Source organism: Mycobacterium sp. E802, assembly GCF_001666875.1.
Lineage (GTDB): Bacteria > Actinomycetota > Actinomycetes > Mycobacteriales > Mycobacteriaceae > Mycobacterium.
In genome coordinates, this window is sequence record NZ_LZJD01000124.1 from 39,168 (window position 1) to 61,581 (window position 22,414).

25 protein-coding genes are annotated in these 22,414 nt (G+C 66.9%); 17 read left to right on the forward strand and 8 right to left on the reverse strand.

Going from position 1 to position 22,414, the window contains the following annotated elements; genetic code table 11:
- Window positions 1–44 precede the first annotated feature (44 nt).
- The 4 genes from A5699_RS18455 (at window position 45) to A5699_RS18470 (ending at window position 3,497) form a co-directional block, all read left to right on the forward strand.
- Window positions 45–425 (forward strand): BlaI/MecI/CopY family transcriptional regulator, encoded by a 381-nt coding sequence (locus tag A5699_RS18455; RefSeq protein ID WP_067771887.1) that lies wholly within the window; start codon window positions 45–47, stop codon window positions 423–425.
- Entirely contained in the window at window positions 422–1,354 is a 933-nt protein-coding gene (locus A5699_RS18460; protein ID WP_067771888.1) for a M56 family metallopeptidase, read from the forward strand. Before A5699_RS18455 ends, A5699_RS18460 begins: the two co-directional genes overlap by 4 nt.
- A gap of 162 nt (window positions 1,355–1,516) precedes the next feature.
- Window positions 1,517–2,107, forward strand: coding sequence for a cysteine hydrolase family protein (locus A5699_RS18465; protein ID WP_067771892.1), 591 nt, complete (start codon window positions 1,517–1,519; stop codon window positions 2,105–2,107).
- A 37-nt stretch (window positions 2,108–2,144) separates the two neighbouring features.
- The gene (locus A5699_RS18470) at window positions 2,145–3,497 is read left to right on the forward strand and encodes an APC family permease (protein ID WP_067771983.1); all 1,353 of its coding nucleotides are present in this window, start codon (window positions 2,145–2,147) and stop codon (window positions 3,495–3,497) included.
- Here A5699_RS18470 and A5699_RS18475 read toward each other — a convergent pair.
- Both A5699_RS18475 and A5699_RS18480 read right to left on the reverse strand, forming a co-directional pair.
- Window positions 3,490–4,518 carry a fused (3R)-hydroxyacyl-ACP dehydratase subunits HadA/HadB gene (locus A5699_RS18475; protein ID WP_067771895.1) on the reverse strand — a complete coding sequence of 343 codons (1,029 nt, stop codon included), beginning with the start codon at window positions 4,516–4,518 and terminating at the stop codon, window positions 3,490–3,492. The genes A5699_RS18470 and A5699_RS18475 overlap by 8 nt on opposite strands.
- A 126-nt stretch (window positions 4,519–4,644) precedes the next feature.
- Window positions 4,645–5,217, reverse strand: a complete 573-nt coding sequence (locus A5699_RS18480) for a PadR family transcriptional regulator (RefSeq protein WP_067771898.1) — start codon at window positions 5,215–5,217, stop codon at window positions 4,645–4,647.
- A gap of 72 nt (window positions 5,218–5,289) precedes the next feature.
- Here A5699_RS18480 and A5699_RS18485 point away from each other — a divergent pair, with 72 nt between their 5' ends.
- Window positions 5,290–5,697, forward strand: a complete 408-nt coding sequence (locus tag A5699_RS18485) for a nuclear transport factor 2 family protein (RefSeq protein WP_067771901.1) — start codon at window positions 5,290–5,292, stop codon at window positions 5,695–5,697.
- A 23-nt stretch (window positions 5,698–5,720) separates the two neighbouring features.
- Here A5699_RS18485 and A5699_RS18490 read toward each other — a convergent pair whose 3' ends face one another.
- Window positions 5,721–6,293, reverse strand: a complete 573-nt coding sequence (locus A5699_RS18490; RefSeq protein ID WP_067771904.1) for a Uma2 family endonuclease — start codon at window positions 6,291–6,293, stop codon at window positions 5,721–5,723.
- 105 nt (window positions 6,294–6,398) lie between these two features.
- Between A5699_RS18490 and A5699_RS18495 the strand changes: the two genes are divergently transcribed.
- From A5699_RS18495 to A5699_RS18510, 4 genes are all read left to right on the forward strand, one after another.
- A complete protein-coding gene (locus tag A5699_RS18495; RefSeq protein WP_157561328.1) occupies window positions 6,399–6,752 on the forward strand; it encodes a helix-turn-helix transcriptional regulator in 354 nt (117 codons plus the stop codon).
- The gene (locus tag A5699_RS18500) at window positions 6,743–7,228 is read left to right on the forward strand and encodes an SRPBCC domain-containing protein (RefSeq protein WP_067771910.1); all 486 of its coding nucleotides are present in this window, start codon (window positions 6,743–6,745) and stop codon (window positions 7,226–7,228) included. The genes A5699_RS18495 and A5699_RS18500 overlap by 10 nt, the downstream gene beginning before the upstream one ends.
- A gap of 221 nt (window positions 7,229–7,449) precedes the next feature.
- Window positions 7,450–7,716 (forward strand): hypothetical protein, encoded by a 267-nt coding sequence (locus A5699_RS18505; RefSeq protein ID WP_067771912.1) that lies wholly within the window; start codon window positions 7,450–7,452, stop codon window positions 7,714–7,716.
- Window positions 7,717–7,823: 107 nt separating this feature from the next.
- The gene (locus tag A5699_RS18510) at window positions 7,824–8,633 is read left to right on the forward strand and encodes an Ig-like domain-containing protein (protein ID WP_067771915.1); all 810 of its coding nucleotides are present in this window, start codon (window positions 7,824–7,826) and stop codon (window positions 8,631–8,633) included.
- Window positions 8,634–8,775: 142 nt separating this feature from the next.
- Here the strand turns inward: A5699_RS18510 and A5699_RS18515 are convergent, their stop codons facing one another.
- Complete coding sequence (locus A5699_RS18515; protein WP_076241053.1) at window positions 8,776–9,276, reverse strand: hypothetical protein; 501 nt, start codon at window positions 9,274–9,276, stop codon at window positions 8,776–8,778.
- 232 nt (window positions 9,277–9,508) lie between these two features.
- Entirely contained in the window at window positions 9,509–10,300 is a 792-nt protein-coding gene (locus tag A5699_RS18520) for a DUF732 domain-containing protein (RefSeq protein ID WP_231965757.1), read from the reverse strand.
- Between the two features lie 242 nt (window positions 10,301–10,542).
- Here A5699_RS18520 and A5699_RS18525 point away from each other — a divergent pair, with 242 nt between their 5' ends.
- The 3 genes from A5699_RS18525 to A5699_RS18535 all read left to right on the forward strand — a co-directional run bounded on the left by A5699_RS18525 (window position 10,543) and on the right by A5699_RS18535 (window position 13,242).
- Window positions 10,543–11,187 (forward strand): hypothetical protein, encoded by a 645-nt coding sequence (locus tag A5699_RS18525; protein ID WP_067771926.1) that lies wholly within the window; start codon window positions 10,543–10,545, stop codon window positions 11,185–11,187.
- Window positions 11,180–12,337: a PrsW family glutamic-type intramembrane protease gene (locus tag A5699_RS18530; RefSeq protein WP_067771930.1), complete on the forward strand. Its 1,158-nt coding sequence runs from the start codon at window positions 11,180–11,182 to the stop codon at window positions 12,335–12,337. The genes A5699_RS18525 and A5699_RS18530 overlap by 8 nt, the downstream gene beginning before the upstream one ends.
- 65 nt (window positions 12,338–12,402) lie before the next feature.
- The gene (locus tag A5699_RS18535) at window positions 12,403–13,242 is read left to right on the forward strand and encodes an SDR family oxidoreductase (RefSeq protein WP_067771933.1); all 840 of its coding nucleotides are present in this window, start codon (window positions 12,403–12,405) and stop codon (window positions 13,240–13,242) included.
- Here A5699_RS18535 and A5699_RS18540 read toward each other — a convergent pair.
- Entirely contained in the window at window positions 13,239–14,258 is a 1,020-nt protein-coding gene (locus A5699_RS18540; protein ID WP_067771936.1) for an AraC family transcriptional regulator, read from the reverse strand. The two genes, A5699_RS18535 and A5699_RS18540, sit on opposite strands and share 4 nt — an antisense overlap.
- A 116-nt stretch (window positions 14,259–14,374) precedes the next feature.
- Between A5699_RS18540 and A5699_RS18545 the strand changes: the two genes are divergently transcribed.
- The 3 genes from A5699_RS18545 to A5699_RS18555 are packed head-to-tail and all read left to right on the forward strand — an operon-like array spanning window position 14,375 to window position 17,672.
- Window positions 14,375–15,553 (forward strand): hypothetical protein, encoded by a 1,179-nt coding sequence (locus A5699_RS18545; protein WP_157561329.1) that lies wholly within the window; start codon window positions 14,375–14,377, stop codon window positions 15,551–15,553.
- A gap of 8 nt (window positions 15,554–15,561) precedes the next feature.
- Entirely contained in the window at window positions 15,562–16,368 is an 807-nt protein-coding gene (locus A5699_RS18550; RefSeq protein WP_067771986.1) for an SDR family oxidoreductase, read from the forward strand.
- A 2-nt stretch (window positions 16,369–16,370) separates the two neighbouring features.
- A complete protein-coding gene (locus A5699_RS18555) occupies window positions 16,371–17,672 on the forward strand; it encodes a lipase family protein (protein ID WP_067771939.1) in 1,302 nt (433 codons plus the stop codon).
- Here the strand turns inward: A5699_RS18555 and A5699_RS18560 are convergent.
- Window positions 17,649–18,131: a hypothetical protein gene (locus A5699_RS18560; RefSeq protein ID WP_067771942.1), complete on the reverse strand. Its 483-nt coding sequence runs from the start codon at window positions 18,129–18,131 to the stop codon at window positions 17,649–17,651. The two genes, A5699_RS18555 and A5699_RS18560, sit on opposite strands and share 24 nt — an antisense overlap.
- The gene (locus tag A5699_RS18565) at window positions 18,128–20,566 is read right to left on the reverse strand and encodes a molybdopterin oxidoreductase family protein (protein WP_067771945.1); all 2,439 of its coding nucleotides are present in this window, start codon (window positions 20,564–20,566) and stop codon (window positions 18,128–18,130) included. The genes A5699_RS18560 and A5699_RS18565 overlap by 4 nt, the downstream gene beginning before the upstream one ends.
- 200 nt (window positions 20,567–20,766) lie before the next feature.
- Here A5699_RS18565 and A5699_RS18570 point away from each other — a divergent pair, with 200 nt between their 5' ends.
- Together A5699_RS18570 and A5699_RS18575 are read left to right on the forward strand one after the other, a co-directional pair.
- Entirely contained in the window at window positions 20,767–21,900 is a 1,134-nt protein-coding gene (locus tag A5699_RS18570; protein ID WP_067771948.1) for a 1,4-beta-xylanase, read from the forward strand.
- Between the two features lie 157 nt (window positions 21,901–22,057).
- Window positions 22,058–22,414: a hypothetical protein gene (locus A5699_RS18575; RefSeq protein WP_231965758.1), complete on the forward strand. Its 357-nt coding sequence runs from the start codon at window positions 22,058–22,060 to the stop codon at window positions 22,412–22,414.

Consider the following 22,414-nt stretch of genomic DNA (forward strand, 5'->3'; position numbering starts at 1 on the left):
AACGAGACGACGGTACGTGTGGCGACGTGCCTCGACAGGCGGTAATGGGCGTGGGAATAAAAGGATTTGGTGATCTCGAGGCCGTGGTGATGGATGTGCTCTGGTCACGGTCGGAGCCGTCGACGGTGCGTAGTGTCCACGATGAGCTCGTCAGCCGCCGCCAGATCGCCTACACCACCGTGATGTCGACCATGGACAACTTGTTCCGCAAAGGATGGCTGCTCCGGGACAAGGTCGGCCTGGCCTACCATTACCGGCCGGTGATGACCCGGGAGGAACACTCCGCGCAGCTGATGCGCACGGTGTTCGAATCCGGTGGAGACAGCGAGCTGATCCTCAACTTCTTCCTCGAGCAGATCACCGACGACGACTCGGTGAAGTTGCGGCAGATGCTTCAGCGGTTCACCGAGGAGAAGTCACGATGAACGCGGTGACGTTCCTGCTGGCGTATGCGGTCGCGTTGAGTTGGCTGGCACCGGGGCTGCTCACCGGCTACTTGCCGACCGGCATCAGCCCTCGGCTGGCGGTGTCGGCGTGGCTGACGGCCGTCGCCACGGCGTTGATCGCCTGGGCCGGGGCCCTGGTGATCCTCGTAGTGGGCGCGACCCGCAGCCTGCTCACCCACACCGAGCTGACCTTCTGCGTCGAGACGTTGGGCATCGCCGACGCGGTGACGTTACCGCCCACCGCCGCCACGGTTGTGGTGCTCGGCCTGCTGATGCTCACCGGTGCCGCCACGATCCAGACCGGGCGACGCGTCGTCGGCACGTTGCGCAGGGTGCGACGCTCCAATTGTGAACACGCAGAAGCGGTCCGGATCGTCGGGCGAGCCACCGGGGACAAGGACGTCGTCGTCATCACCGCCGATCAGCCGACCGCATACTGTGTGTCCGGCGGTGCGCGGAGCACGATCGTCGTCACCTCAGCGGCACTGGAACTGCTGAATCCGCCCCAGGTGGCCGCGGTGCTGGCCCATGAGCGGGCGCACCTGCGCGGGCGGCACCACCACATTGTGGCGCTGCTGGGCGCGCTGTCCGCGGCCCTCCCGCGGTTACCTCTGCTCCGCGCCGCCGCGCACGCCGTCCCGCCGCTACTGGAGATGTGCGCCGACGACGCGGCGACCCGCAGCTACGGCCGGGCGCCACTGCTGACGAGCCTGGTGGCGCTCAGCACCCGACACCGCCTTCCCGACGGGGCGTTGGCGGCAGCCGGAACGGCGGTGGTGCAGCGGGCGCTGCGACTGACGCAACCAGCGGGTGAGAACCGTTGGCATTTCCAGGCGTTGGCGACGTCGGCTGTTCTCGTCGCCACGCTTGCCACCCCCGGTCTGGCCTTCACGCTCTGCCTGCTGTGACGTTCAGGGCATCGTGTCCCTACGCCGATTTCCACGCCTGGGTCGTGGTCGCCGCCATATCGCAGCCCTGCGGTAGAAAGCGATGACCGGGTCGCCGGGTGGCCACGAAATTCGGCCGCGATACCACTGGCAAAAGACCGCCCACACCGCCACGATGGTCGGATGAGTGAAACGTTGCGCGCTCTGGCCGGATTACCCGCACAACCGCCGAGCCTTCGAGAGTCTGCATTGATCCTGATCGACTGCCAGGTCACCTACACCAAAGGTGTGATGGAGCTCGACGGAGTGCAGGCGGCACTCGACGAGGCCGCATCACTGCTCGACCGTTCCCGTAGCGCAGGCATTCCGGTGATCCACATCCAGCACGACATGGGCCCGGGATCGGCTTACGACATCCGGGGTGAGTCCGGCGCCATCGTCGATCGGGTGGCGCCTCGCGGCGACGAGCCTGTCGTGGTCAAGGGTTATCCGAATTCCTTCGTGGCCACCAATCTTGACGAGCAGCTCAAGGGGCTCGACGCCAAGAACCTGCTGCTGGCCGGATTCATGACGCACATGTGCGTGAACTCGACCGCACGCGGGGCGTTCAACCTGGGCTACGCGCCGACCATCGTCGCGTCCACCACCGCCACCCGATCACTGCCGGGAGTGGACGGGCCGGTGCCGTCGTCCGCCGTGCAGGCCGCGAGCCTGGCCGCCGTCGCCGACCTGTTCGCCGTCGTCGTCCCCGACGTCGCCGCAGTGCCGGATTGAGTTTGCGCACCAAGCCCCGGGGGGTATGACGCACGGCATGACCGCGGAGGCCGGCGCCAGCCGACAACAAGATGAGCAGGCTGAGGGCAAGCTCAAACGCAAGATCACCGGGCCGCTGCTGTTCTTGTTCATCCTCGGCGACGTCCTGGGAGCCGGTGTCTATGCGTTGATGGGGGTGCTGGCCGGAAAAGTCGGCGGGGTGCTGTGGGCGCCGCTGCTGATGGCGCTGGTGCTGGCCATGCTGACCGCCGGGTCGTACGCCGAGTTGGTCACCAAGTACCCCAAGGCCGGCGGCGCGGCCGTGTTCGCCGAACGTGCCTTCGGCACACCGCTGCTGTCCTTTTTGGTCGGGTTCGCAATGCTCGCCGCGGGGATGACGAGCGCGGCCGGCTTGGCGCTCGCGTTCGCCGGCGATTACCTCGCGACGTTCGTCGACGTGCCCATGGTGCCTGCGGCCATCGTCTTCCTCGCGCTGGTCGCTGCCCTCAACGCCCGGGGGATCAGCGAGTCGGTCAAGAGCAACGTCGTCATGACGGTCATCGAGCTCAGCGGTCTGCTCATCGTCATCATCGCCGGCGCGGTCCTGCTCGGCAGCGGCGGTGGCGATGCCGGCCGGCTGACCCAGTTCCCCGAGGGATCGGCCCCGGCCCTGGCGATTCTGGCCGGTGCGATCATCGCCTACTACTCGTTCGTGGGATTCGAGACGTCGGCGAATGTGGCCGAGGAGATCCGTGATCCGGGCAAGGTCTACCCCGCGGCGTTGTTCGGCGCGCTCATCACCGCCGGTGTCGTCTACGTGCTCGTCGGCATCGCCAGTGCGGTGGCGTTGCCGGCCGATGAGCTGCGCCGATCGTCAGGGCCGTTGCTGGAGGTCGTGTCGGCCTCCGGGCTGGCCGTACCCCCGCGCGTCTTCAGCGCGATCGCGCTCGTCGCCGTCGCCAACGGCGCATTGTTGACCATGATCATGTCCAGCCGGCTGGCCTTCGGGATGGCCGAACACGGGCTGCTGCCAACGGTTCTCGCGCGGGTGCTGCCCCGGCGGCGCACCCCGTGGGTGGCGATCGTCGCCACCACGGCGGTCGCGATGCTGCTCACGGTGGTGGGCGATCTGTCCACCTTGGCCGAGACGGTGGTGCTGCTGTTGTTGTTCGTGTTCGTGTCCACCAACGTCGCCGTGCTGGTGCTACGCCGAGACCGGGTGGAGCACAGTCATTTTCAGGTGTGGACGGCCGTGCCGGTGCTCGGGGTGGCGTCGTGCGTGATGCTGCTGACCCAGCAGACCGCCAAGGTGTGGCTCTTCGGTGCCATCCTGCTCGCGGTCGGTGTGGTGTTGCACTTCGTGGCCCGGGCGGCGACGCGTGAGCCGGACCGGGCGGCGAGGGTCAGCTGAAGCGGACGTTCAGCGTCGCGAGCCCGAAGATCTTGCGGCCACCGGCTTTTGCGCCGACGATGACGACGCCGCTGCGGGTCTCGGGGTCCAGGGATTTGATCCGTCCGCTGTACTCGATGTCGGCACCCTCGGCGGCCGGCACCACCGCGGGTTGCGAGAGCCGGACCGCGTAGCGGGTCACCGCGGCGGGGTCGCCCGACCAGGAGGACGCGAACGACGCGCCCAACCCCATGGTCAGCATGCCGTGGGCGATCACGTCCGGTTGCCCGGCCAGTTTGGCGATGTTCTCGTCCCAGTGCAGCGGGTTGGCGTCGCCGGCGACACCGGCATAGTTCACCAGGTCTCCGCGGGACAACCGGGTGTGATGCACCGGCAGTTCGTCGCCGACCTTGACGTCGTCGAAGGACGGTGACTTGGGTGTGCGGGTCGTCCCGTCCTGGGCGATGTGCGCCTCGTCCTCGGGGCGAACCGTCTTGTGGTACGAGCCGGATTCCTCGACGCCGAGGAGGTTCACGTCGTGCATCATCACGCCCTGCACGGCCTGCCTGATGGCCGGATCGACCTCGTCGCCGGTGACGCCGACGACGGTGGTGTGCAGCGTGTGGACGCGCTCGCCGGCGGTGTCGGTGAACGTGTTGGTGACCGTGATCAGATCGCGCCCGGCGACCCGGCGTACGGAGGTCAGCTCGACGTCGATGCGCAGTTCATCGCCACTGACGATCGGGCGGTGCTGCTCGAAGACTTCCTCGGTCTGCAGGTACATGTCGTAACCGACGACGACCGATTCGAACATGCGCTGGTTGCACGCCATCGCCGGGCCGGAGGTGAACGTCAGCGGCGCGACCAGGTCGGGATAGCCGAGCTCGGCAGCAGCGGCGAGGTCCCAGTGTGCGGGGTGGTAGTCCTGCACGGCCCGGGCGAACTCGCGCACCTTCTCGCGGCCCACCAGATAGGTGTCCTTCATCTGGTAGTAGTGGCCGACCCGGGATTCGAGTGTCGACGTTTCTGCTGCTGCGGTCATGAATCTGCTCAACTTTTCTATCGGCTTGGTCGCTGAGGCCGACGCATGCACACTAACGTCTGCACCACGCGACAATCCACGTCGGTGGGTGTTGCCCGCGAATCCGGCCCGGGAACGTTTCGGCAGTCACCGACGCGGCCGGCCCACCGCCATTCGTTGCTCGATGACATCGAGCGCACGGCGGGCCCAGTCGATGTTCTCTTCCTCGAACCGGATTCCGCGCAGCAACGTCAGGTAGGGGCCGATGCGCTCGGCCTCGGTGAGGTAGTCGGTTTCGGTGCGCCCGGCGAGCAGATGTTCCTGCACGCGCCGGTACCGGTCCAGCTTGGCCGTCGCCCAGTGCAGGCGTTCGGTGAGCGACGTGCGAACCGCCTCGATGTTGCCCGAATCGACGGCCTGGATCTGAACCAGGAGGTCTTCGCGGATCGCGCCGGGTTTCGGCGGTACTTCGGTGAACGTGAGCAGGGCCTGGCGGCCTTCGTCGGTCAACGAGTACAGGCGCTTGTTCGGTCGCCGGTCTTGTTCGACGAGCCGTGCGGCGATGAGTCCCTCGGCCGCCATGCGTTCGAGTTCGCGGTAGAGCTGTTGCGGCGTGGCCATCCAGAAGTTGGCGACCGACGCGTCGAACCCCTTGGCCAGGTCATAGCCGGAGGCCTCGCCGTCGAGGAGCGCGGCCAGCACCGCGTCACGAAGCGCCATGCGTGGATGCTATCAGCGAAGTTAATAATCAAAAGATTGACTATCGCGACGGGCCGGGCCTAGCATCAGCGCGTGCATCCGTTCCGAGAGGCCGTGGAGGCCCGTGACGAGGCGGCGATCGAAGCGCTCCTGGCTGACGACGTGGTCTTCACCAGCCCGGTCGCGTTCAAGCCGTACGCCGGCAAGCCGATCACCGCGGCGATCCTGCGCGGGGTCATGCGGGTCTTCGAGGATTTCCAGTACGTCCGTGAGATTGCCGACGCCTCAGGGCGCGACCACGCGCTGGTCTTCCAGGCGACGGTGGCCGGCAAGAAGATCACCGGCTGCGACTTCCTGCATCTCGACGACGACGGCAAGATCGACGATTTCATGGTGATGGTGCGGCCGCTGTCGGGCGCGACCGCGTTGGCCGAGGCCATGGGTGCTCAGTTCGAACGGATTCAGCAGGAAGCCGCGGACGAGATCGCGCGGCAGGGTTAGCGCTGGGTTAGCGATCCGCTCGCTCAGGGTTGGGTGAGCTCGTCGAGCGTGAAGTCGAGTGCCACCGGCTCGGTGGTTCGTACCCGTTCGGCCACAAGGCTTTCGGTGCGCTGATAGGTGTCATCGGACAGCACGTGGGCAAGGAAGCGCTCATCTGCGTCCGCGTCGAGGTCGACGATCCAATAGTGCTCGATTCCGGCCTTCGCATACTCGTAGAGCTTCATCACCCGGTCGGTACGGCGCGACCCGGGTGAGACGATCTCGATGACAAGCGCGACATCCGCCGCATCTACTCGCACGGGATTGCGGTCCATGACGCTGCGGTTCACCACGACGAGGTCAGGATCGCGCACCGTCGGCGGGAAACGCGCCTCCACGGTGATCTCGACTTCCTGCAGGACTACGAGTGAGTCTGGTCGGTGTTCGTCGAGCAGTCGAGTGAGGTTCTTGGACACGATCTGGTGAAGCGGACGTGGCCGCGGTGTCATGACGATGCCCCCCTCGACGAGCTCCCAGCGCCGCGACTCGTCGAGTTCGAGTGCGTCCCACTGTTCGAGCGTCACCAGGTCACGGGGCAATTCGGCCAATCCCGTCACGCTGCACCTCCAGGGCCACTTCTTGAGAAGGCTACGCCCGGACACGGGTCCGCTCATAGGCGAAGCGTTTGACAACATACAACCAAATGGTTGTATGTTGGAGTGGTGACCGAAAGCGACGAGGACCGGGCCGACGCCCTGTTCCACGCGCTCGCCGACCGGACCAGGCGCGACATCATGCGCCGGGTCCTGGCCGGGGAGCATTCGGTCTCGGGACTCGCGGCGAAGTACGACATGAGCTTCGCCGCGGTGCAAAAGCACGTCGCCGTATTGGAGAAGGCCGGCCTGATCACCAAGCGGCGCAATGGTCGTGAGCAGTTGGCCAGCGGCGACGTCGAGGCGGTGCGGTCGGTGGCGGCCATGCTGACTGAGCTGGAACAGGTTTGGCGTGGACGCATCGCACGTATCGACGAACTCATCGCATCTGATCCGAACAAGGAGAACCCACCATGCCCGTGACCGACGTCAAACACGACATCGACGCCCTGACCCTGACCATCACCGCCGAGTTCGCGGCACCGGTGCAGCGGATCTGGCAAATCTATGCCGATCCCCGGCAGTTGGAGAGGGTGTGGGGCCCGCCGAGCTACCCGGCGACGGTGGTTGACCACAGCCTCACCCCCGGCGGCCGAATCACCTATTTCATGACCGGACCGGAGGGTGACAAGCACGCCGGATATTGGAATGTCACGGCGGTCGACGAGCCGAGAAGCTTCGCTTTCGACGACGGATTCGCCGACCTGGACTTCAATGCGAATCCCGACATGCCGGTGTCCAAAAACGTCTTCACGTTCACCGAGCACGACGGCGGTACGCGCGCGGTCTACGTCAGCACCTACGCAACCGCCGAAGCACTCCAGCAAGTGCTGGACATGGGCGTCGTCGAGGGCGCCTCATCGGCGATCAACCAGATCGACGGACTGATCTTGGCCTGATCCAACCTGTCTTCCGGGGGTGGCCACGACGGGCACAGCAAAGAATGGCCTCATGTGAGAAATGTGAATTGCGTCTCTGTTGAAGCACATTCGATGTGGAAAAGCTCTCTAAGAGTGATCCTTAATGTGTCCACGGCCAACTCGAAGCGCCGCCTCAGTTTGGCCGGACATGCTGGGCACAGAGGCGATGTTTCGTGAAGCTCTGCTGGAGGTCATCGAAAATGACGACTAATGCTGTCGGCTCGACTGTCATCGAGTTGGCAACGCACCCCGTCTGGTGTTCGTCGCAGCAGTACTCCCGCGAGCTCGCCGAAGCCCGTCGCCGCCACCCCTCGTCGTATCGACTCGATACGGAAACCCACGACACCGAAGCCGACGGGCTCGATTCGCAGCTGTCGTCGAGCCAGCGGGCCGGTGCGCGGGTGATCACGCTTGCGTGTGCGCGCGGTGCACGGCTGAAGGCCGTCCGTGCCGTGGCCGAACCGTGATGAACACTTGACCGAATTGCCCCGTGTAACTACACATTCGGGCGCCTGCGGCCCCATACCATGACAACGTTCAAGACCATGGGGGCATCGCAGAGGGAATCGGTTGGATGCGCGCGGCTGTTCAAGGTGTTCTCGTAGTGGTCGTGGTCGCCATGACCTACTTCTCTGGTGGTGCCGACAGGGTCGACACCGCGGCAGTCAGCCTGCCGCTGACGTCAACCATCGAATCGATCGCGCCGACCGAAGGTGGCGCCGTCGGGGTGGGCCATCCCGTGGTGGTGACCTTCAAGAATCCGGTGAGCAACCGCGCAGCGGTCGAACGGGCCATCGGCCTCAAGACCACACCGGCGCGCACCGGCACCTACGAATGGCTCGACAACAAGGTCGTGCAGTGGACGCCGGCTGAGTTCTGGCCGGCGCACAGCACCGTGATGCTGTCGGTCGGCGGTATGCGGACGCAATTCCAAACCGGCCCAGCCGTCATCGGGGTCGCCGACATCTCCGATCACACGTTCACGGTGACGATCGACGGGATCGGCGAGGAACCACCGATTCCGCTGCCGGCCCCACACCACCTACCGCACGCGGGCGAGGACGGGGTCCTGCTGGCCTCCATGGGCCGCCCGGAGTACCCGACGCCGGTGGGCACCTACACCGTGTTGGCGAAAGACCGCACGGTGACCATGGATTCCAGCAGCGTCGGCATTCCCGTCGACGCGTCCGACGGGTACCTGTTGAAGGTGGATTACGCCGTTCGGATCACCCGGCGGGGCATTTTCGTGCACTCGGCGCCGTGGGCGGTGCCGTCGATGGGCCTGGAGAACACCAGCCACGGTTGCATCAGCCTCATTCCGGCAGCCGCCGAGTGGTACTTCAACACCGTCAACATCGGCGACCCGGTCATCGTGCAGGAGTAACGAACCCGGAGTAACGAACCCCGCTGTGGGGCAACGGGTTAACGGGTCTGAAGGGTTCGACAACAGAAGACGGTTCGGACAACAATTAAGGCGCCTGGCTCACGAGCCAGGCGCCTTAATCGACGCTATCTGTGGGAGCCGCCTATCCGGTGGCCCCAGCTTCGGGTCCGGGCAGGGTCGGTGCACCGGCGACCGGTCCGCCTCCGGGGGAAACCGTCGGCACGCCCTTGCCGGTACCCGCGGCGACGGCGATCGGCGCGGCAGGGGCCGCGGCCGGGACGATGGGCGCGGCGGGGACCGGAGCGGCGGGCACCACGGGCACCGGGGGTGCCAACGGGACCGGGGGAAGGCCGACCGGGGGTGGGGCCAACGGCACCGGCGGCACCGCGGCGGGTGGGACCACCGGCACCGGCGGCACGGCCACCGGTGCGGCGGGGACGGCGCCGGCGGCTTCGACTGCCGCCGCCGCGCACACCGGCCCGCCGGGAGCGGCACCGGCAGCGCCCTCGAGGCACTTGTAACCGCCTGTGTTGAAGTTCAGAGCTGCCGCATGCGGGCTCATTGCGACTGCAGCCGCCAATGCCGTCGCGCACAGGCCGGCACTGACAACTGTTTTGACCGGGATTCGAGCAAATGTAGTCATCCCCGACGAGCTCCCTTGATCGGGCTGGAAAATTACAGCGGTGAAAATTGTGCAGAGCTGAACCGTAGAGCTGCCCGGAATCGGTGTCCATGCATGTTGTGAGATGGTTGCCGGGTTGACATGTGAGCGAGCCGGACTCGTGACCGGTCCGTTTTCAACCGGTGAGCTCCGTCACGGCGCGATCACCCGGACCGACCGTCCGAACTGCAAAGACGGGTCGCTCTCGCAAACCTCACTGTCCGAGCCGAACCTGAATACCTTTGGCCACAAGCTGTTCGAACGTGTAGGTGAACTCGCCACGATGTCCGACGGTCAACACGTAGTGGTCCTGGCCTTCCGTCAGCCCGACAGTGAAGGAGAAGGTGCAGTTGGCCGGGCCGGCCTTGCCGGGCCCCAGGGTGGTGGCCGCCAGGACTTCGCCCTTGCCGCTCTTGACGGTGACGGGGGTGGTGGGGTTGACGTCGGAATAGCCGTTGGCGCCCTGGCACGATGTTCCGTCCACCGCGATGCCGTCCAGGCCGGCGTTGTCCAGCAGTATGAAAGTCCCGTTGACCGTGACCTTTTCGAGCACGCGAAAGCCCTGTGAGAAATGTGGACAGAAGGTGTCGACGGCGATCTTGTCGGCCATCGGCCCTTGTTGGGGGTCGCCGTCCTCGAGGTGCCGGCAGACCTGCCGCCCGTGGGCGACGGCGTTGGCGTCGGAGTTGAACTGATCGCTCAGCCCGGCATCTTTGAGCGCCGAGAGGTAACCGGCCTCCGGTGGCGGGGGTGGGCGCCGGCCTGCCACCAACAGGACCCAGACCACCGCGGCGGTCATCACGATGATCGCGGTCGCCGCGCCGGTGCCGAGCCACGTTGAGCGGATGCTCGATCTGGGCAGTTCGAGATAGTCCGGCAGCATCCGACCGCCGACCGGATCGGTCGTCGTGGCCCGGCCATCGCGAACCCGGTTCGTCGGATGCCCGGTGACGAAGTAGCGGCCCTCGTGCCGGGCCGTGGGGTCGGGGCGCCATCCGGTGGACACCGAGCCGTGCACCTGGCCACAACGACTACAGGTGCCGGCTGCGTCGAGATCTGAGCCGCAATACGGGCACGTCATCCGCGCGCCATTTCTTGTCACCACCGTCCTCGGTACAGAACTGGATTATCGGGCTTTCGCCTCAAGTCAGAGCGTCTTTCGGGCGCGAAGCGGTCCGTTTGCCGATAATTTGCATTCGAAAAGACAATGTAGGTCTTTCGAATGTGAGGCGAGAGGTGTCGACACCGATGACAACCCCGACCGGTGGGCCCACCGCGGGCTATGAGCCGGATCCCCGATGGGTCCCCGTCGACCGCCGCTGGTGTGGTCTGGATCGGGTGACCCTCGCGCCGGCCGTCGCAGTGCTCGCTCTCTGGGTGCTGATGGCGGTCGTGATCCCCGTCGTCAACGACTCGGCCGAGTACACCGAGCAGGTCACCGCCGGGGACGTCATCCAACTCTCCGACGACGTCACGTTCGTGCCGGAGCCCGGCTGGGGCATCACCGCCGGCGTGCGCCGCGGCGACGCACCGGCGACCGGCTATCCGGACACGGCAACCGTCGTCGACGGTGACACGTCGATGACGGTGGTCGCCAAGGAATTCGACGGGGACGAGGACGATCTGCTGACCCACATGGAAGCGGCCCGCACGTCCGACGATGCGGACATCGGCAGCGGACCGCGTAGCACCGTGATCACCGACCAGGGCCGCACGGGCGTCACGGTGGAGCTCACCGACGCGGTCTCTCGGCAGGTGCTGGGTGCCTTCGTCATCGACGGAATCGGGATCAGGGTGCTGGCGATCGCACCGCCCGACGCCACCAACGATGACCGCGACGCCGTGGGCCGCATGATCCGAAGCGTCCGGCGAGAGGCGGTCGGCAATGACTGAAACTCAGGCGGCGCAGCGCGATCTGCTGGCCGCCCGGACCCGGGCGATCGACCTGTCCGGATGGCAACGACCCTTTGTGCTGTTCCAGCCGCGCAACCTCGCATTCTGGGTGTACGCCCTGTTGGTCGGCGGCGGCATCGCCGGCTTCATCGATCTGGTCGGCGGTTACGACTCGGCATCGGTGGTCAGTGCGGTGGTGGTGTTCAGCATCTACGCAGCGGTGTTCTGGTGGCTGACCCAGCGGGCCGACCGGTACACCGAACTACCCGGCAAGCTGATGGTCGCAGCCCTGTTGTGGGGCGGGTTCGCCGCGACGTGGGCGATGGCGGCGGTCGCCAATTCCGCGCTGGGTGACCTCTATGGAAAGGAGCTCGGCCAGCGCTGGGCCCTGGACTGGTCTGCCGGATTGTCGGCACCCGTCACCGAGGAGTTGGCGAAAGGGGCCGGCCTGCTGCTGTTGATCGCGTTGGCGCGGCGGATCATTCGTACCGCGTTCGACGGGTTCATCGTCGGGTTGCTGATCGGTCTGGGCTTTCAGGTGCTCGAAGATGTCTCCTACGCGCTGCGGGATGCGCCGGCGATGGGAGCGACGATCGTGCTGCGCATGGTCACCGGGGTCAGCGGTCATTTCGCCTACAGTGCGATCTTCTGCGCGGGTCTGGTCTATCTGATCGGCCGCCCGGCTGAACCGCGCAACATCCGGCGGGGGTTGGCCCTTGTCGTGACAGCACCTGTGCTGCATGGGTTGTGGGATTCAGCCGGAACGCTCGTCGGTGGAAACGTACTGCTGCTGCTCGTGTTCTGGTTGCTCATCGTGGCTGTCACCCTGACCGTGTTCGGCCGGGTTTTCGCGTGGGCGGTGCCGCGCGAACGGGCCCTGTTGCGTGACGTCATGGCCCCCGAGGCGGCCGCGGGCGTCCTCACCGAGGCCGAACTCGATGCCATGACCGGGAACCGGAAAGCTCGTCGGGCGTACCGCAAGGCCAATCGGCGCCCGCGACGGCAACGTCGCCATGCCAGGCAGATCATCGACGCTGCCTACGATCTGGCGCAGGAGCTGGCCCGGGCGCGCGGTGCGGAGACCGGCCGGGTGCAGTTCGCCCGGGCCGAGATCACCAGGATTCGTCACCACGAGCCGTCGCCGTGGTGAGGTGCTGAGCACCCGCACCACCCCCACCCGGACGCTGCCGATCGTTCACCGCTACCGTGCGGAATATGACTCGAGTGACGGTGATCACGGGTGGTGCCGGTGGCATGGGGTTGGCCACGGCCAAGGTTGTCGGCCGCGACCAGGCGGTGGTGCTGGCCGATGTGCGGCAGGAGCGGCTTGACGGCGCGGCCGCCGCGCTGAGCGAGCTGGGTATCGCGGCCACGATCGTGAACGCCGACGTCACCGATCCCGACGCTGTCGACCGGTTGTTGAAGACGGCGGCGGAGGTGGGCACGGTGCGCGCCGTCATCCACGCGGCCGGGGTCAGCCCGAGCATGGGGGACGCCGAATACGTCATGCGGACGAACGCGCTGGGCACGCTGCACGTCAACGAGGCGTTTTTCGCCGCCGGCGGCGAAGGCTCGGCGATCGTCAACGTGGCCTCGATGGCGGCGCACCTCCTGCCCGAGGAAATCATTCCGGCGCAACACTTTCCGTTGGCGTTGCAGGATCAGGACCGCTTCCTCACCGAAATGTTGGCGGCCTGCGAGCTGGCCCCGGAGGAGATGCGCTCGGGCCTGTCCTATGCCATCAGCAAGGCCTTCGTGAAGTGGTACAGCTCGTCGCAGGCCGAGCGGTTCAACGCCCGCGGCATGCGGATCGTCTCGGTGTCCCCGGGGTCGATCGACACCGAGATGGGCCGGCTGGAGGAACAGGCCGGAGCGGGCGCCATGGTCGCCGACGCCGCGGTGCCGCGTTGGGGCAAGCCCGAGGAGATGGCCGATCTGCTGGCCTATTGCGCGAGTGACCGGGCGGGTTACCTCACCGGCACCGACATTCTCAACGACGGCGGCGTCGTCGCCTCGATGCGGGAGCGGGCTCGCCTGGCCGCCGCGGGCGGTTAGTCGGCTCGTCGCTGTGCGGCATAGGTGCTCGGCGGCGTCCCGTCCTTCCACCGCTTGAACGCGGCGGTGAAGGTGGGAGTGTCGGCGTAACCCAGCCGTTGGCCGATCTCGGCGACGCTGAGCGCGCCGATCGCCAGGAGTTCTTCGGCCAGACGTTCCCGTACCTCGTCCAGCAGGCTCCGATAGGACGTTCCCTCGCGTTCGAGGTGGCGGCGCAGCGTGCGCGAGCTCATGTGCAGCTCGTGAGCGATGACCTCCAGAGCCGGTGGCTGACTTGGTGTTTGGACCAGCCGGTCGCGGACCCGGCCGGCGTAGCCCGACCGGGCCAGACGCTCGGCCAGCAGCTGCCGGCACTGTTCCTCGGTGGCGGCTGCCGCGTGCGGGTCGGCCTGCGGTATGGGGAGGTCGAGGGCGTCGCGGTGTACCTCGATGAAATTCGCCTCGGCATCGAACACCGGGGGCTGCCCGAATACCCGGTAGGGCTCGAGCGAGACCGGTGTCGGAAAGGCGAAGTGCACCCGGCCCAGCGGCGCCGGATCGCCGGTGACCTGCCGGCCGAGATTGGCGATCGACGCGGTTTCCCGTTCGACGAAGAACCGGCGCACGTCGACCGGTAGGCGTGATGCATCCAGTACCAGGCGGACGTGATCGTCCCCGGGGACCAGAGACATCTCGGTGAAGGCGAACGTCAGGTCCACGTAGCGAAGTCCGACCTCGATCGCCGAGCGCACGGTCGGGCAACTCGAGAGCGCAAAACCCCAGATGCCGTGAGTCGTCAGGTGATAACGCATGCCGGCCTCGACGCCCAGTGCCGGTCGATCACCCAGCCCGGCAATGAGATTCTGGACGATACGCAGTTCTTGCCGGCCGGACACCGACGTCTGCGGATCGGCCAGCGGTCCGGCCTCCAGTCCGGTTCCCTGCAGGACCACGTCGGCCGGCAGCCCGTGCTCGGACCCGAGAGTGGTCAGCAGCAGCGCGCTCGCGGACGGGCGAGGCAAGTCGAGATCGGGCATCTGGCCGGGGCCACCTCCTGTCCGAAAATCCTATATTCCTGGCCCCGCATCGACTGTTGGTTGGGCGTCGGCAAACCTAGGGTTCGGGTATCGCCCCAGGTAAGTCAGGAGCCACCATGGTGTTGTCCACTGTCAAAGACGCCGCGATCCGGCTGATCCCCGCCCTGGATTCGAGTTCCCTGGTCACCGCCGCCGGGCCGTTCGACATCCCGATCCCCGATGTCGTCGACCTCGGCGCGCCGATTGACACTCTCGACCGGATCCATCGCGCGGCCGGCGGACCCGGCGCGGCGCTGCGGATGGCGCGGACGGCCGGCACCGATTTCCGGCGAGAATTCGCCGCATCCGGGCGCGCCGCCCGGGTCTCGACCCACGACTTGGTGACGTTGCCGTACCCGACCAGGTTCGGACTGTGGCGGGCCGCAGTGACGCCCGCGCCGTTCCTGTTGATCACCAACCGCCTGGTGATCGTGCAGTGGGACGACGCCGACGGCCGTCGGCGCACGCTGCTGTGGGAGCCCAGCGATGTCGAACTCGACGCCAACACACCGTATTTCGCGGCGCTGGACCGGTCCTCGCCCACTGTCGTGCGCAACCGTATGGTGCGCGAGTACGCGACCGTGGCCGAGCGGTTGGCCGAGGCCGGGATCGTGCCGGCAGATGTCGACTACATCGGCTTCGACCACCTGCACACCCAGGATGTGCGGCGGCTGATCGGCACCGTGAAACCGCAGGCCGACATCTCACCGTCGGCGATCGCCGCGCTGTTCCCCAATGCCAAGCTGGTGGTGCAGCGCGAAGAACTGGAGGCGATGCGCGATCTGCATCCCCTGCAGCGGCCCTGGTACCAACCGGAGACGATGGTCGATCTCGACCCGGCCAGGATCGCGCCGATCGACGGCGATCGGCTGTTGGGCCCCGGGGTCGCGATCGTGCGCACCCCCGGGCACGCGACCGGCAACCAGACGTTGGTGCTCAACACCGAGACCGGTATCTGGGCCATGTCGGAGAACGTCGTCGCCACCGAGTTGCTGACCCCCGAACACAGCCGCATCCCCGGCGTCGCCGGCTGGTCCCGTCGGTGGGGCCAGGAACTCATCCTCAACGCCAACACGATCGAAGCCACCGCAACCCAATACACCTCGTGTGTCCTGGAGAAGACGTTGGTTGATCGCAGCCAGGCCGACGAACGGTTCCTGCAGTTCTTCCCGACCAGCGAGCTGACCGCGAGCCCCTTCACGCCGGGCACCGCACCGACATTCACCCACCGCACACTGCAGGCCGGCGCCCGGTGAGCCGGCCGATGCGGGGCCGTGTTGTCGCGGTCACCGGCGGAGCCGCCGGAATCGGGCGCGCCATCGCCGAGCAGTTGGCGGCGGCCGGCGCGAAAGTGGCCATCGGTGATCGCGACGGCATCGGTGCCCGCCGGGCGGCCGCCGAGATCGCCGGCGAGGTGGCGGGATTCGATCTCGACGTCACCGATACCGCCGCGTTCACCGCGTTTCTCGATGCGGTGCAAGCGAAATGGGGCCGCGTCGATGTGTTGGTGAACAACGCGGGTGTGATGTGGGTCGGTCCGTTCGACGCGGAACCCGAGGAAGCCGCCCGGCGTCAACTCGATGTGAACCTGCATGGCGTCATCCGTGGTGTGAAGGCGGCTGCGCCCCTGATGCGGGCCCGCGGCAACGGGCACATCGTCACGATCGCCTCGGCGGCGTCGAAGGTGGCCCCGCCCGGGGAGGCCACCTACGCCGCCACCAAGCACGGTGTCCTCGGGTACCTGCGGGCCGTGCGGACCGAACTTGCCGGCAGCGGAGTCGAGTTGTCGGTGATCATGCCCGGCGTGGTCGACACCGAACTGGCCCGCGGCACGGCGGCCGGAGCGGCCCGGCTGCTGCAGCCCGCCGACGTGGCTCGCGTGGTCGTCTCGGTGATCGAGCGCCCGCGCTTCGAGGTGACGGTGCCGCGTTTCATCGGCCCGCTCACGGCCATCGTCGAGCTGCTGCCCCAGGCGGCCCGCGATTTCCTGCTGGCCCGCATGGTGCCCAATCAGGTCGCCAGCGTCGACAAGCGGTCTCGAGACGACTACGAAAACGGCCAGTTCCGGTGAGGATGCGCGGCCGGCCGCTGCTGCCCGGAGCTGATCCGTTCCACCGCCCGCCCGCCGGGTTCGAATCTCTGCCCCCGGGCACAGTGCTGCGCGCCCGCGAAGTGGAACTGGCCCTGTTCGGCCTGGTCCTGCAGAAGGTGTCGGCGTGGCAGTTGTTGTACCGCAGTAGTGATTTGAACCGGCAGCCCGACGCCGCGGTGACCACCGTGCTGTTGCCCAACACCGCCGATCCCTTTGCCCCGCGGCCGATCCTGGCGTACCAGTGTGCGATCGACGCCGTCGTCGACCGGTATTTCCCGTCGTACGCCCTGCAGCGCGGTGCCCGATCACCCGGCTGTGTGCCGCAATTGGAGCTCCTCGTGATCGCCAATGCGTTGCGCCGCGGCTGGGCGGTATCGATCGCCGACCATGAGGGCCACCGCGGGCATTTCGGCGCTCCGCGGGAACCCGGTTATCGGGTGCTCGACGGGATCCGCGCGGCGATGTCATTCCAGCCGCTGGCGTTGCGCCCCGATGCGCCGGTCGTGGTGTGGGGTTACTCCGGCGGCGGCATGGCCAGCGCCTGGGCGGTCGAGATGGCCGAGAGCTACGCGCCGGAACTCGACATCGTCGGCGCGGTGCTGGGTGCCCCGGTTGGTGATCCGGGCGAGACGTTGCTCAAGCTCAACGGGACCCGCCTGGCCGGGTTGCCCGTCATGGTCATCGCGGCGATCCGCCACATCTACCCGAACCTGAACCGGCTGATCGACCGGCACGTGACACCGGCCGGGTTGCGTCGTCTCGACGAGATCGAGACGCTCGGCACCGTCGCGGCCATCGGCCGGTTCCGCTACGACGACCTCGACGATTACATCGACATCCCGCTGGCCGACCTGCTGGCGCTGCCCGACGTGGTCGCCGTCATCGATGACCTTCGGCTGGGGATGCACGTCCCGAACTGTCCACTGCTGGTGGTGCAACCGGTCAACGACCAGTTCGTCGATGTCGCCGATGTCGACGGGCAGGTGCAGCGCTATGTGGATGCCGGAGCGAACGTGCAGTATGTGCGGGACCGGCTCAGCGAGCACATCACCTTGATGCCGCTGTCGGCGCCGACCGCATTGGGGTGGCTCACCGACCGTATCGAGGGACGACCCCTGCCCGCGCCGGCGATCACCACGGTGTGGTCGATCGCAGCCTCGCTCAAGGGAATACGCGGTCTACTCGCCATGGCTGTGGTTGCGGTGAAAGTGGTGGCAGGTCGACGGCTGACGCCCCGGGCATGGGACCGCCACGCCGTCTCAGCTGCTCAAAGCCTGCGGTGACAGCTCTTTGAGCATGGCGTTGGCCCAACGCATCTGACGAAGCGTCTGCGGATGGCAGCGTTCGGTGAGGGTGAGCAGCTCGTGATCTTTGGTGGCCTGGGCGCCTTGGGAAAGCAACTCCCAGTCCAGAGACACGCCGGCCGCGTCGCGATGGACCCGGCGCAGGTCGGCCAGCAGCAGTAGGGCAGGTTCGGGACGGCGGCGCATCGCTGCGCTGAGCTGTTCCTGGATCCAGCGGCTGACGCGCAGCCGACGGGTACGGCGGGACAGATGCAGCCGGTAGTGTCGGCCATGCTCGGCGAGCAGCTGCACGTGCTCCTCGGACCACCGGGCGAGGTCGTCGGCGAGGTGGGAGATGTCCTGATCGCTGTGGTGGCGGGCGGCGACGCGCCTGAGCTCGCGTGCCAGTGCGCCTTCACTGCGGTGAAGTTCGGCCAGCGCCAGCGCGATCTTGCTCATGGGCCCTCCGTCTCCTCGGTCACCTGCGCCGCAGCGCCGCCGGTGGTCGCGCGCACCGCCGCGGCCACGGGAGCCGACGCGGTGTTGGTCGGCGCCGGTGCGGGCCCGTGGCCACTGCCGACGCGACGCACGTGGGCCGCGGCGGTCTTGAAGATCGGCTGTTTGGACACCGGGTCCCAATCGGTGAGGGTGAGCTCGTTGGCGGCCCGGTGCCGCACGCCGGAGGTGAGATCTGAAGTGTCCCAATACCCGTAGTGGAACGGCAGGAAGACCACCCCGGGCCGGATACCGGTGATACGCGCCGCGGCGACGACGCAACCCCGCGGGGTGCGGACCTCGACGAAATCTCCTTCGTCGATCCCGGCCTGGCGGGCATCGGCTTCCGAGATCTCGACCCATACCTGAGGTGCGGCGGCGTCCAGTTGCGGTGCCCGTCCGGTTTTGGTGCGAGTGTGGAACTGAAAGACAGTGCGGCCGGTGATCAGCACGAAAGGGTAGTCCTGCGAAGGCGGTTCGTGCGGCGGCACATACTCGGCGGCTTTGATGATGGCCCGCCCGTGGGGGTTCATCGCGCGGTACTCAGTCGGCTCCAGAGGTGCGCCGGTGATCAGGTCCTTGCCGTAGGCCTCGCAATAGTCGGGGTGAGCCCAGAACTGCCCGTCGGCGTAGAGGCGTTCGGTGCCGTCGGGATTCTCTGCGTTGCACGGCCATTGGATGCCGCTGCCGCCGCGCAGCTTGTCGTACGTCAAGCCGGTGTAGTCACACGGCCGGCCCGCACTGCACCGCTTCCAGGCTTCGAAGGCTTCTTCGGGATTGGTCCACGGCGGCAGCGGGTGGCCGTCTTTGTCGCGGAAGTCCATGCGGCGGGCGTAGTCGAGAAAGATGTCGAGATCGGCGCGGGCCTGCCCGGGTGGATCGATCGCCTTCTCCGAAAGATGCACGGTCCGATCGGCATTCGTGAATGTTCCGGTCTTCTCAGCCCACGCCGCCGCGGGCAGGACCACGTCGGCCAGCGCGGCGGTCTCGGTCAGGAAGATGTCCTCCACCACCAGGAAGAGCCGTTCCTGGGAAAGAATGTTGCGAATCCGGGCCAGCTCCGGCAGCGATACCGCCGGGTTGGTCGCGGTGACCCACAGCATGCGCAGCGTGCCCTCTTCGGCGAAGCGCAGCATCTGCATGCAGTGGGTCGGCGGGGCGTAGTGAGGGATCTGCATTTGGTCCAGGTTCCACAGTTTCGCCAGTTCTTTGATGTGGGAGTCGTTGGACCAGTTGCGAAATCCCGCCAGGTCGCCGTCGGCGCCGCATTCCCGGGTGTTCTCGGCGGTGGGCTGGCCGTTCATCTGCAGGATCCCGCATCCGGGTTTCCCGAGCAGGCCGCGCACCAGGTGCACGTTGTTGACCTGCACGGCCGCCGCGGTGGCCTGGTGGGATTGGTAGAAGCCCTGCAGCACGGTGGACAACAGCCGGGGCGCGGTGCCGAGGACCTCCGCGGCGGCCTGCAACCGGGCCGGTTCGATCCGGCAGATTTCGGCCACCCGTTTCGGTGGGAACTCCGCGACCCGCTTGGCGAGCTCATGGAAGCCCACCGTGTGGGCGTCGATGTAATCGTGGTCCACCCAGTCGTGAGCGAGGATCTCGTGCAGCAGTCCGTTCATCAGCGCGACGTTGGTGCCCGGCAGCGGAGCCAGGTGCACGGTGGCGTGCTGAGCCACCAGCGTGGGCCGGGGGTCGACGCACACGATCGCCGGCGGGTCGGAGCCGGCCAGCCGGTCGAGTATCCGCATCCACAGCACGGTCTGGGTCTCGGCCACGTTGTGGCCGTACAGGGCGATCGCGTCGCAGTGGTCGACGTCGGTGTAGGACCCGGGCTGCCCATCGCAGCCGAAGGATTCCTTGAGTGCCTCACCGGCGGTGGCGGTGCACAACCGGGTGTTCCCGTCGACGTGGTTGGTGCCGATCGCCCCGTGCGCGATGACGCCCTGCGTGTAGTACTCCTCGATGAACAGCTGGCCGGAGGTGTAGAAGCCGATCGAGCTCGGACCGCGCTCGGCCAGCAGCGTCTTGCTCCGCTGCACGATCCGGCTCATCGCGGTGTCCCAATCGGTCTCGACCAGCTTGCCGTCACGGCGGATCAGCGGGGTGGTCAACCGGTCGGGTGAGCTGTTGGCCTGCCAGCCGAACAAGTCCTTGGGATCCACTCGGCCGTGGTTGACCCGGTCCACCCCGCGGCCGCGAACCCCGACGATGCGACCGTCTTTGACCGCGATGTCGACGCCGTCGCCGTTGGAATGCAGTACCGCCGCGGATTGCACCCACCGGTCCACCTGATCCGGGGACAATCCGCCGTCGAGGAAGGTGTCCACCCGGTGTGGCCACGGTTCTCCTTTGCCGTAGGGCGTTCTGATGCCCCACGGATCTGCAATACGATCACCCACCGCGAACAGGTACCCGAAGTGGCCTACCCCAAACCAGCCCGCCCCGGGGTGCAGTCCGAGCCGGGCTCGGGTACACCTCGAGTGGTGGGCAGACTGACGCCGCAGAAACGCGAACCTGACCGTTGACGCAACGAAAATACAAGGAACACAGCTTGATTGGGCATTACAGCCAGCACGCCAGACAACCTCTCGGGGGCCGGATGGCCCGGCGGAGCGCCTTCAAAGTCTCGCTGCTCATGACCGCAGCAGCGGCGTTGAGCCGGGTGCCGCAGGCCGACGCGCGGGCCGGGCGGTGGTCGCCGGAGCGGGCGCACCGGTGGTACCGGGAGCAGGGCTGGCTGGTCGGTGCCAATTTCATCCCGTCCAATGCTGTGAATCAACTGGAGATGTTCCAGCGGGCGACCTATGACCCCCAGCGCATCGACAACGAGTTGCGTATTGCAAGACTGGCCGGACTCAACACCGTGCGGGTCTTCCTGCACGACCAGCTGTGGGCGCAGGACCAGGTGGGTTTTCAGAACCGGTTGTCCCAGTTCGTCGCGCTCGCATCCAGCCATGGCATCAAGCCGCTGTTCGTGCTGTTCGACTCCTGTTGGGACCCGTTTCCCCGGCTCGGGCGCCAGCGTCGGCCCCGCCCGGGCATCCACAACTCGGTGTGGGTGCAGAGCCCCGGTGCGCAGAACCTCGACAATCGCCGCTATCGGCGTGTCCTGCGCGACTACGTCATCGGCGTGATCAGCCAGTTCCGGCGCGATGACCGGGTGCTGGGCTGGGACCTGTGGAACGAGCCGGACAACCCGGCGGCCAACTATCACGAGGTGGAGCGGCAGGACAAGATCGCGCTGGTCGAGGGGTTACTGCCCCAGGTGTTCGGCTGGGCCCGCCTGGTCGACCCGATCCAGCCGTTGACCAGCGGGGTATGGGATGGACCGTGGGCCGACCCGGCCAAGCGTAGCCGGATGGCGACGCTGCAGCTCGACCTGTCGGATGTGCTGACGTTCCACAGCTACGACCATCCGGCCGGATTCGAGGCCCGGATCGGCGAGCTCGCGCCGCTGGGGCGTCCGATCATGTGCACCGAGTACCTGGCCCGAGGTGAGGGCAGCACGATCGAGGGTGTGCTGCCGATCGCCAAACGGCACAACGTCGGCGCCTACACCTGGGGTCTGGTGGCCGGTAAGACCCAGACGTACCTGCCGTGGGATTCGTGGGACCGCCCGTACCGGACGCCGCCGCGCGTCTGGTTTCACGATCTGTTCCACGGCGACGGCCGGCCGTACCGGGAAGGGGAGATCCGGACCATCCGGGAACTGACCGGACGTCCGTACCCGTGATTCATTCAATTGCCGGGGCTTCCTCGGTATCGGCCTATGACGGGGTCCCCAGATGATCGGCAAGAAACGCATTGCGCTGGTTGTGTGGCTGCTGGGTGCCGTGTTGTTGGCGGCGTGTTCAACGTCGCACGACGCTACCAAGGACAGAGGACAAGGTATGCAGGCCTCCGCTGAGACCGCCACAGAATTCGGCGACGTGAATCTCCCACCGACGGCCGAGGTGTTGGCCGTTGACACCGATGCGGGTCGTGATACGCGCTACCGCTTGGCATTCCGCACCAGCACTGCGGAATTACCGAGATTTCTATCCCAATTCGGCCACCGGCCGCAGGCCTCGAAGATCCCACGAAGGATGCGGGTGATCGGAGGGCCGGAGCTCTCCGAGGCGCCGAATCCGCTATATGCCCAGGACCGAGTCACCAACAAAGAGGGTCAGTCGGTGACCCGCGAGGTCATCGTCGACGAGCGGGCGACCGATAAGGTGTACGTCCACCTGTCGATGTACACCACCTGA

Coding starts and splice junctions, on each gene's coding strand:
- A5699_RS18455 (WP_067771887.1), top strand. CDS start 45: ATGGGCGTGGGAATAAAAGGATTTGGTGATCTCGAGGCCGTGGTGATG.
- A5699_RS18460 (WP_067771888.1), top strand. CDS start 422: ATGAACGCGGTGACGTTCCTGCTGGCGTATGCGGTCGCGTTGAGTTGG.
- A5699_RS18465 (WP_067771892.1), top strand. CDS start 1,517: ATGAGTGAAACGTTGCGCGCTCTGGCCGGATTACCCGCACAACCGCCG.
- A5699_RS18470 (WP_067771983.1), top strand. CDS start 2,145: ATGACCGCGGAGGCCGGCGCCAGCCGACAACAAGATGAGCAGGCTGAG.
- A5699_RS18475 (WP_067771895.1), bottom strand. CDS start 4,518: ATGACCGCAGCAGCAGAAACGTCGACACTCGAATCCCGGGTCGGCCAC.
- A5699_RS18480 (WP_067771898.1), bottom strand. CDS start 5,217: ATGGCGCTTCGTGACGCGGTGCTGGCCGCGCTCCTCGACGGCGAGGCC.
- A5699_RS18500 (WP_067771910.1), top strand. CDS start 6,743: ATGCCCGTGACCGACGTCAAACACGACATCGACGCCCTGACCCTGACC.
- A5699_RS18505 (WP_067771912.1), top strand. CDS start 7,450: ATGACGACTAATGCTGTCGGCTCGACTGTCATCGAGTTGGCAACGCAC.
- A5699_RS18510 (WP_067771915.1), top strand. CDS start 7,824: ATGCGCGCGGCTGTTCAAGGTGTTCTCGTAGTGGTCGTGGTCGCCATG.
- A5699_RS18515 (WP_076241053.1), bottom strand. CDS start 9,276: ATGACTACATTTGCTCGAATCCCGGTCAAAACAGTTGTCAGTGCCGGC.
- A5699_RS18525 (WP_067771926.1), top strand. CDS start 10,543: ATGACAACCCCGACCGGTGGGCCCACCGCGGGCTATGAGCCGGATCCC.
- A5699_RS18530 (WP_067771930.1), top strand. CDS start 11,180: ATGACTGAAACTCAGGCGGCGCAGCGCGATCTGCTGGCCGCCCGGACC.
- A5699_RS18535 (WP_067771933.1), top strand. CDS start 12,403: ATGACTCGAGTGACGGTGATCACGGGTGGTGCCGGTGGCATGGGGTTG.
- A5699_RS18540 (WP_067771936.1), bottom strand. CDS start 14,258: ATGCCCGATCTCGACTTGCCTCGCCCGTCCGCGAGCGCGCTGCTGCTG.
- A5699_RS18545 (WP_157561329.1), top strand. CDS start 14,375: ATGGTGTTGTCCACTGTCAAAGACGCCGCGATCCGGCTGATCCCCGCC.
- A5699_RS18550 (WP_067771986.1), top strand. CDS start 15,562: ATGCGGGGCCGTGTTGTCGCGGTCACCGGCGGAGCCGCCGGAATCGGG.
- A5699_RS18555 (WP_067771939.1), top strand. CDS start 16,371: ATGCGCGGCCGGCCGCTGCTGCCCGGAGCTGATCCGTTCCACCGCCCG.
- A5699_RS18560 (WP_067771942.1), bottom strand. CDS start 18,131: ATGAGCAAGATCGCGCTGGCGCTGGCCGAACTTCACCGCAGTGAAGGC.
- A5699_RS18570 (WP_067771948.1), top strand. CDS start 20,767: ATGGCCCGGCGGAGCGCCTTCAAAGTCTCGCTGCTCATGACCGCAGCA.
- A5699_RS18575 (WP_231965758.1), top strand. CDS start 22,058: ATGCAGGCCTCCGCTGAGACCGCCACAGAATTCGGCGACGTGAATCTC.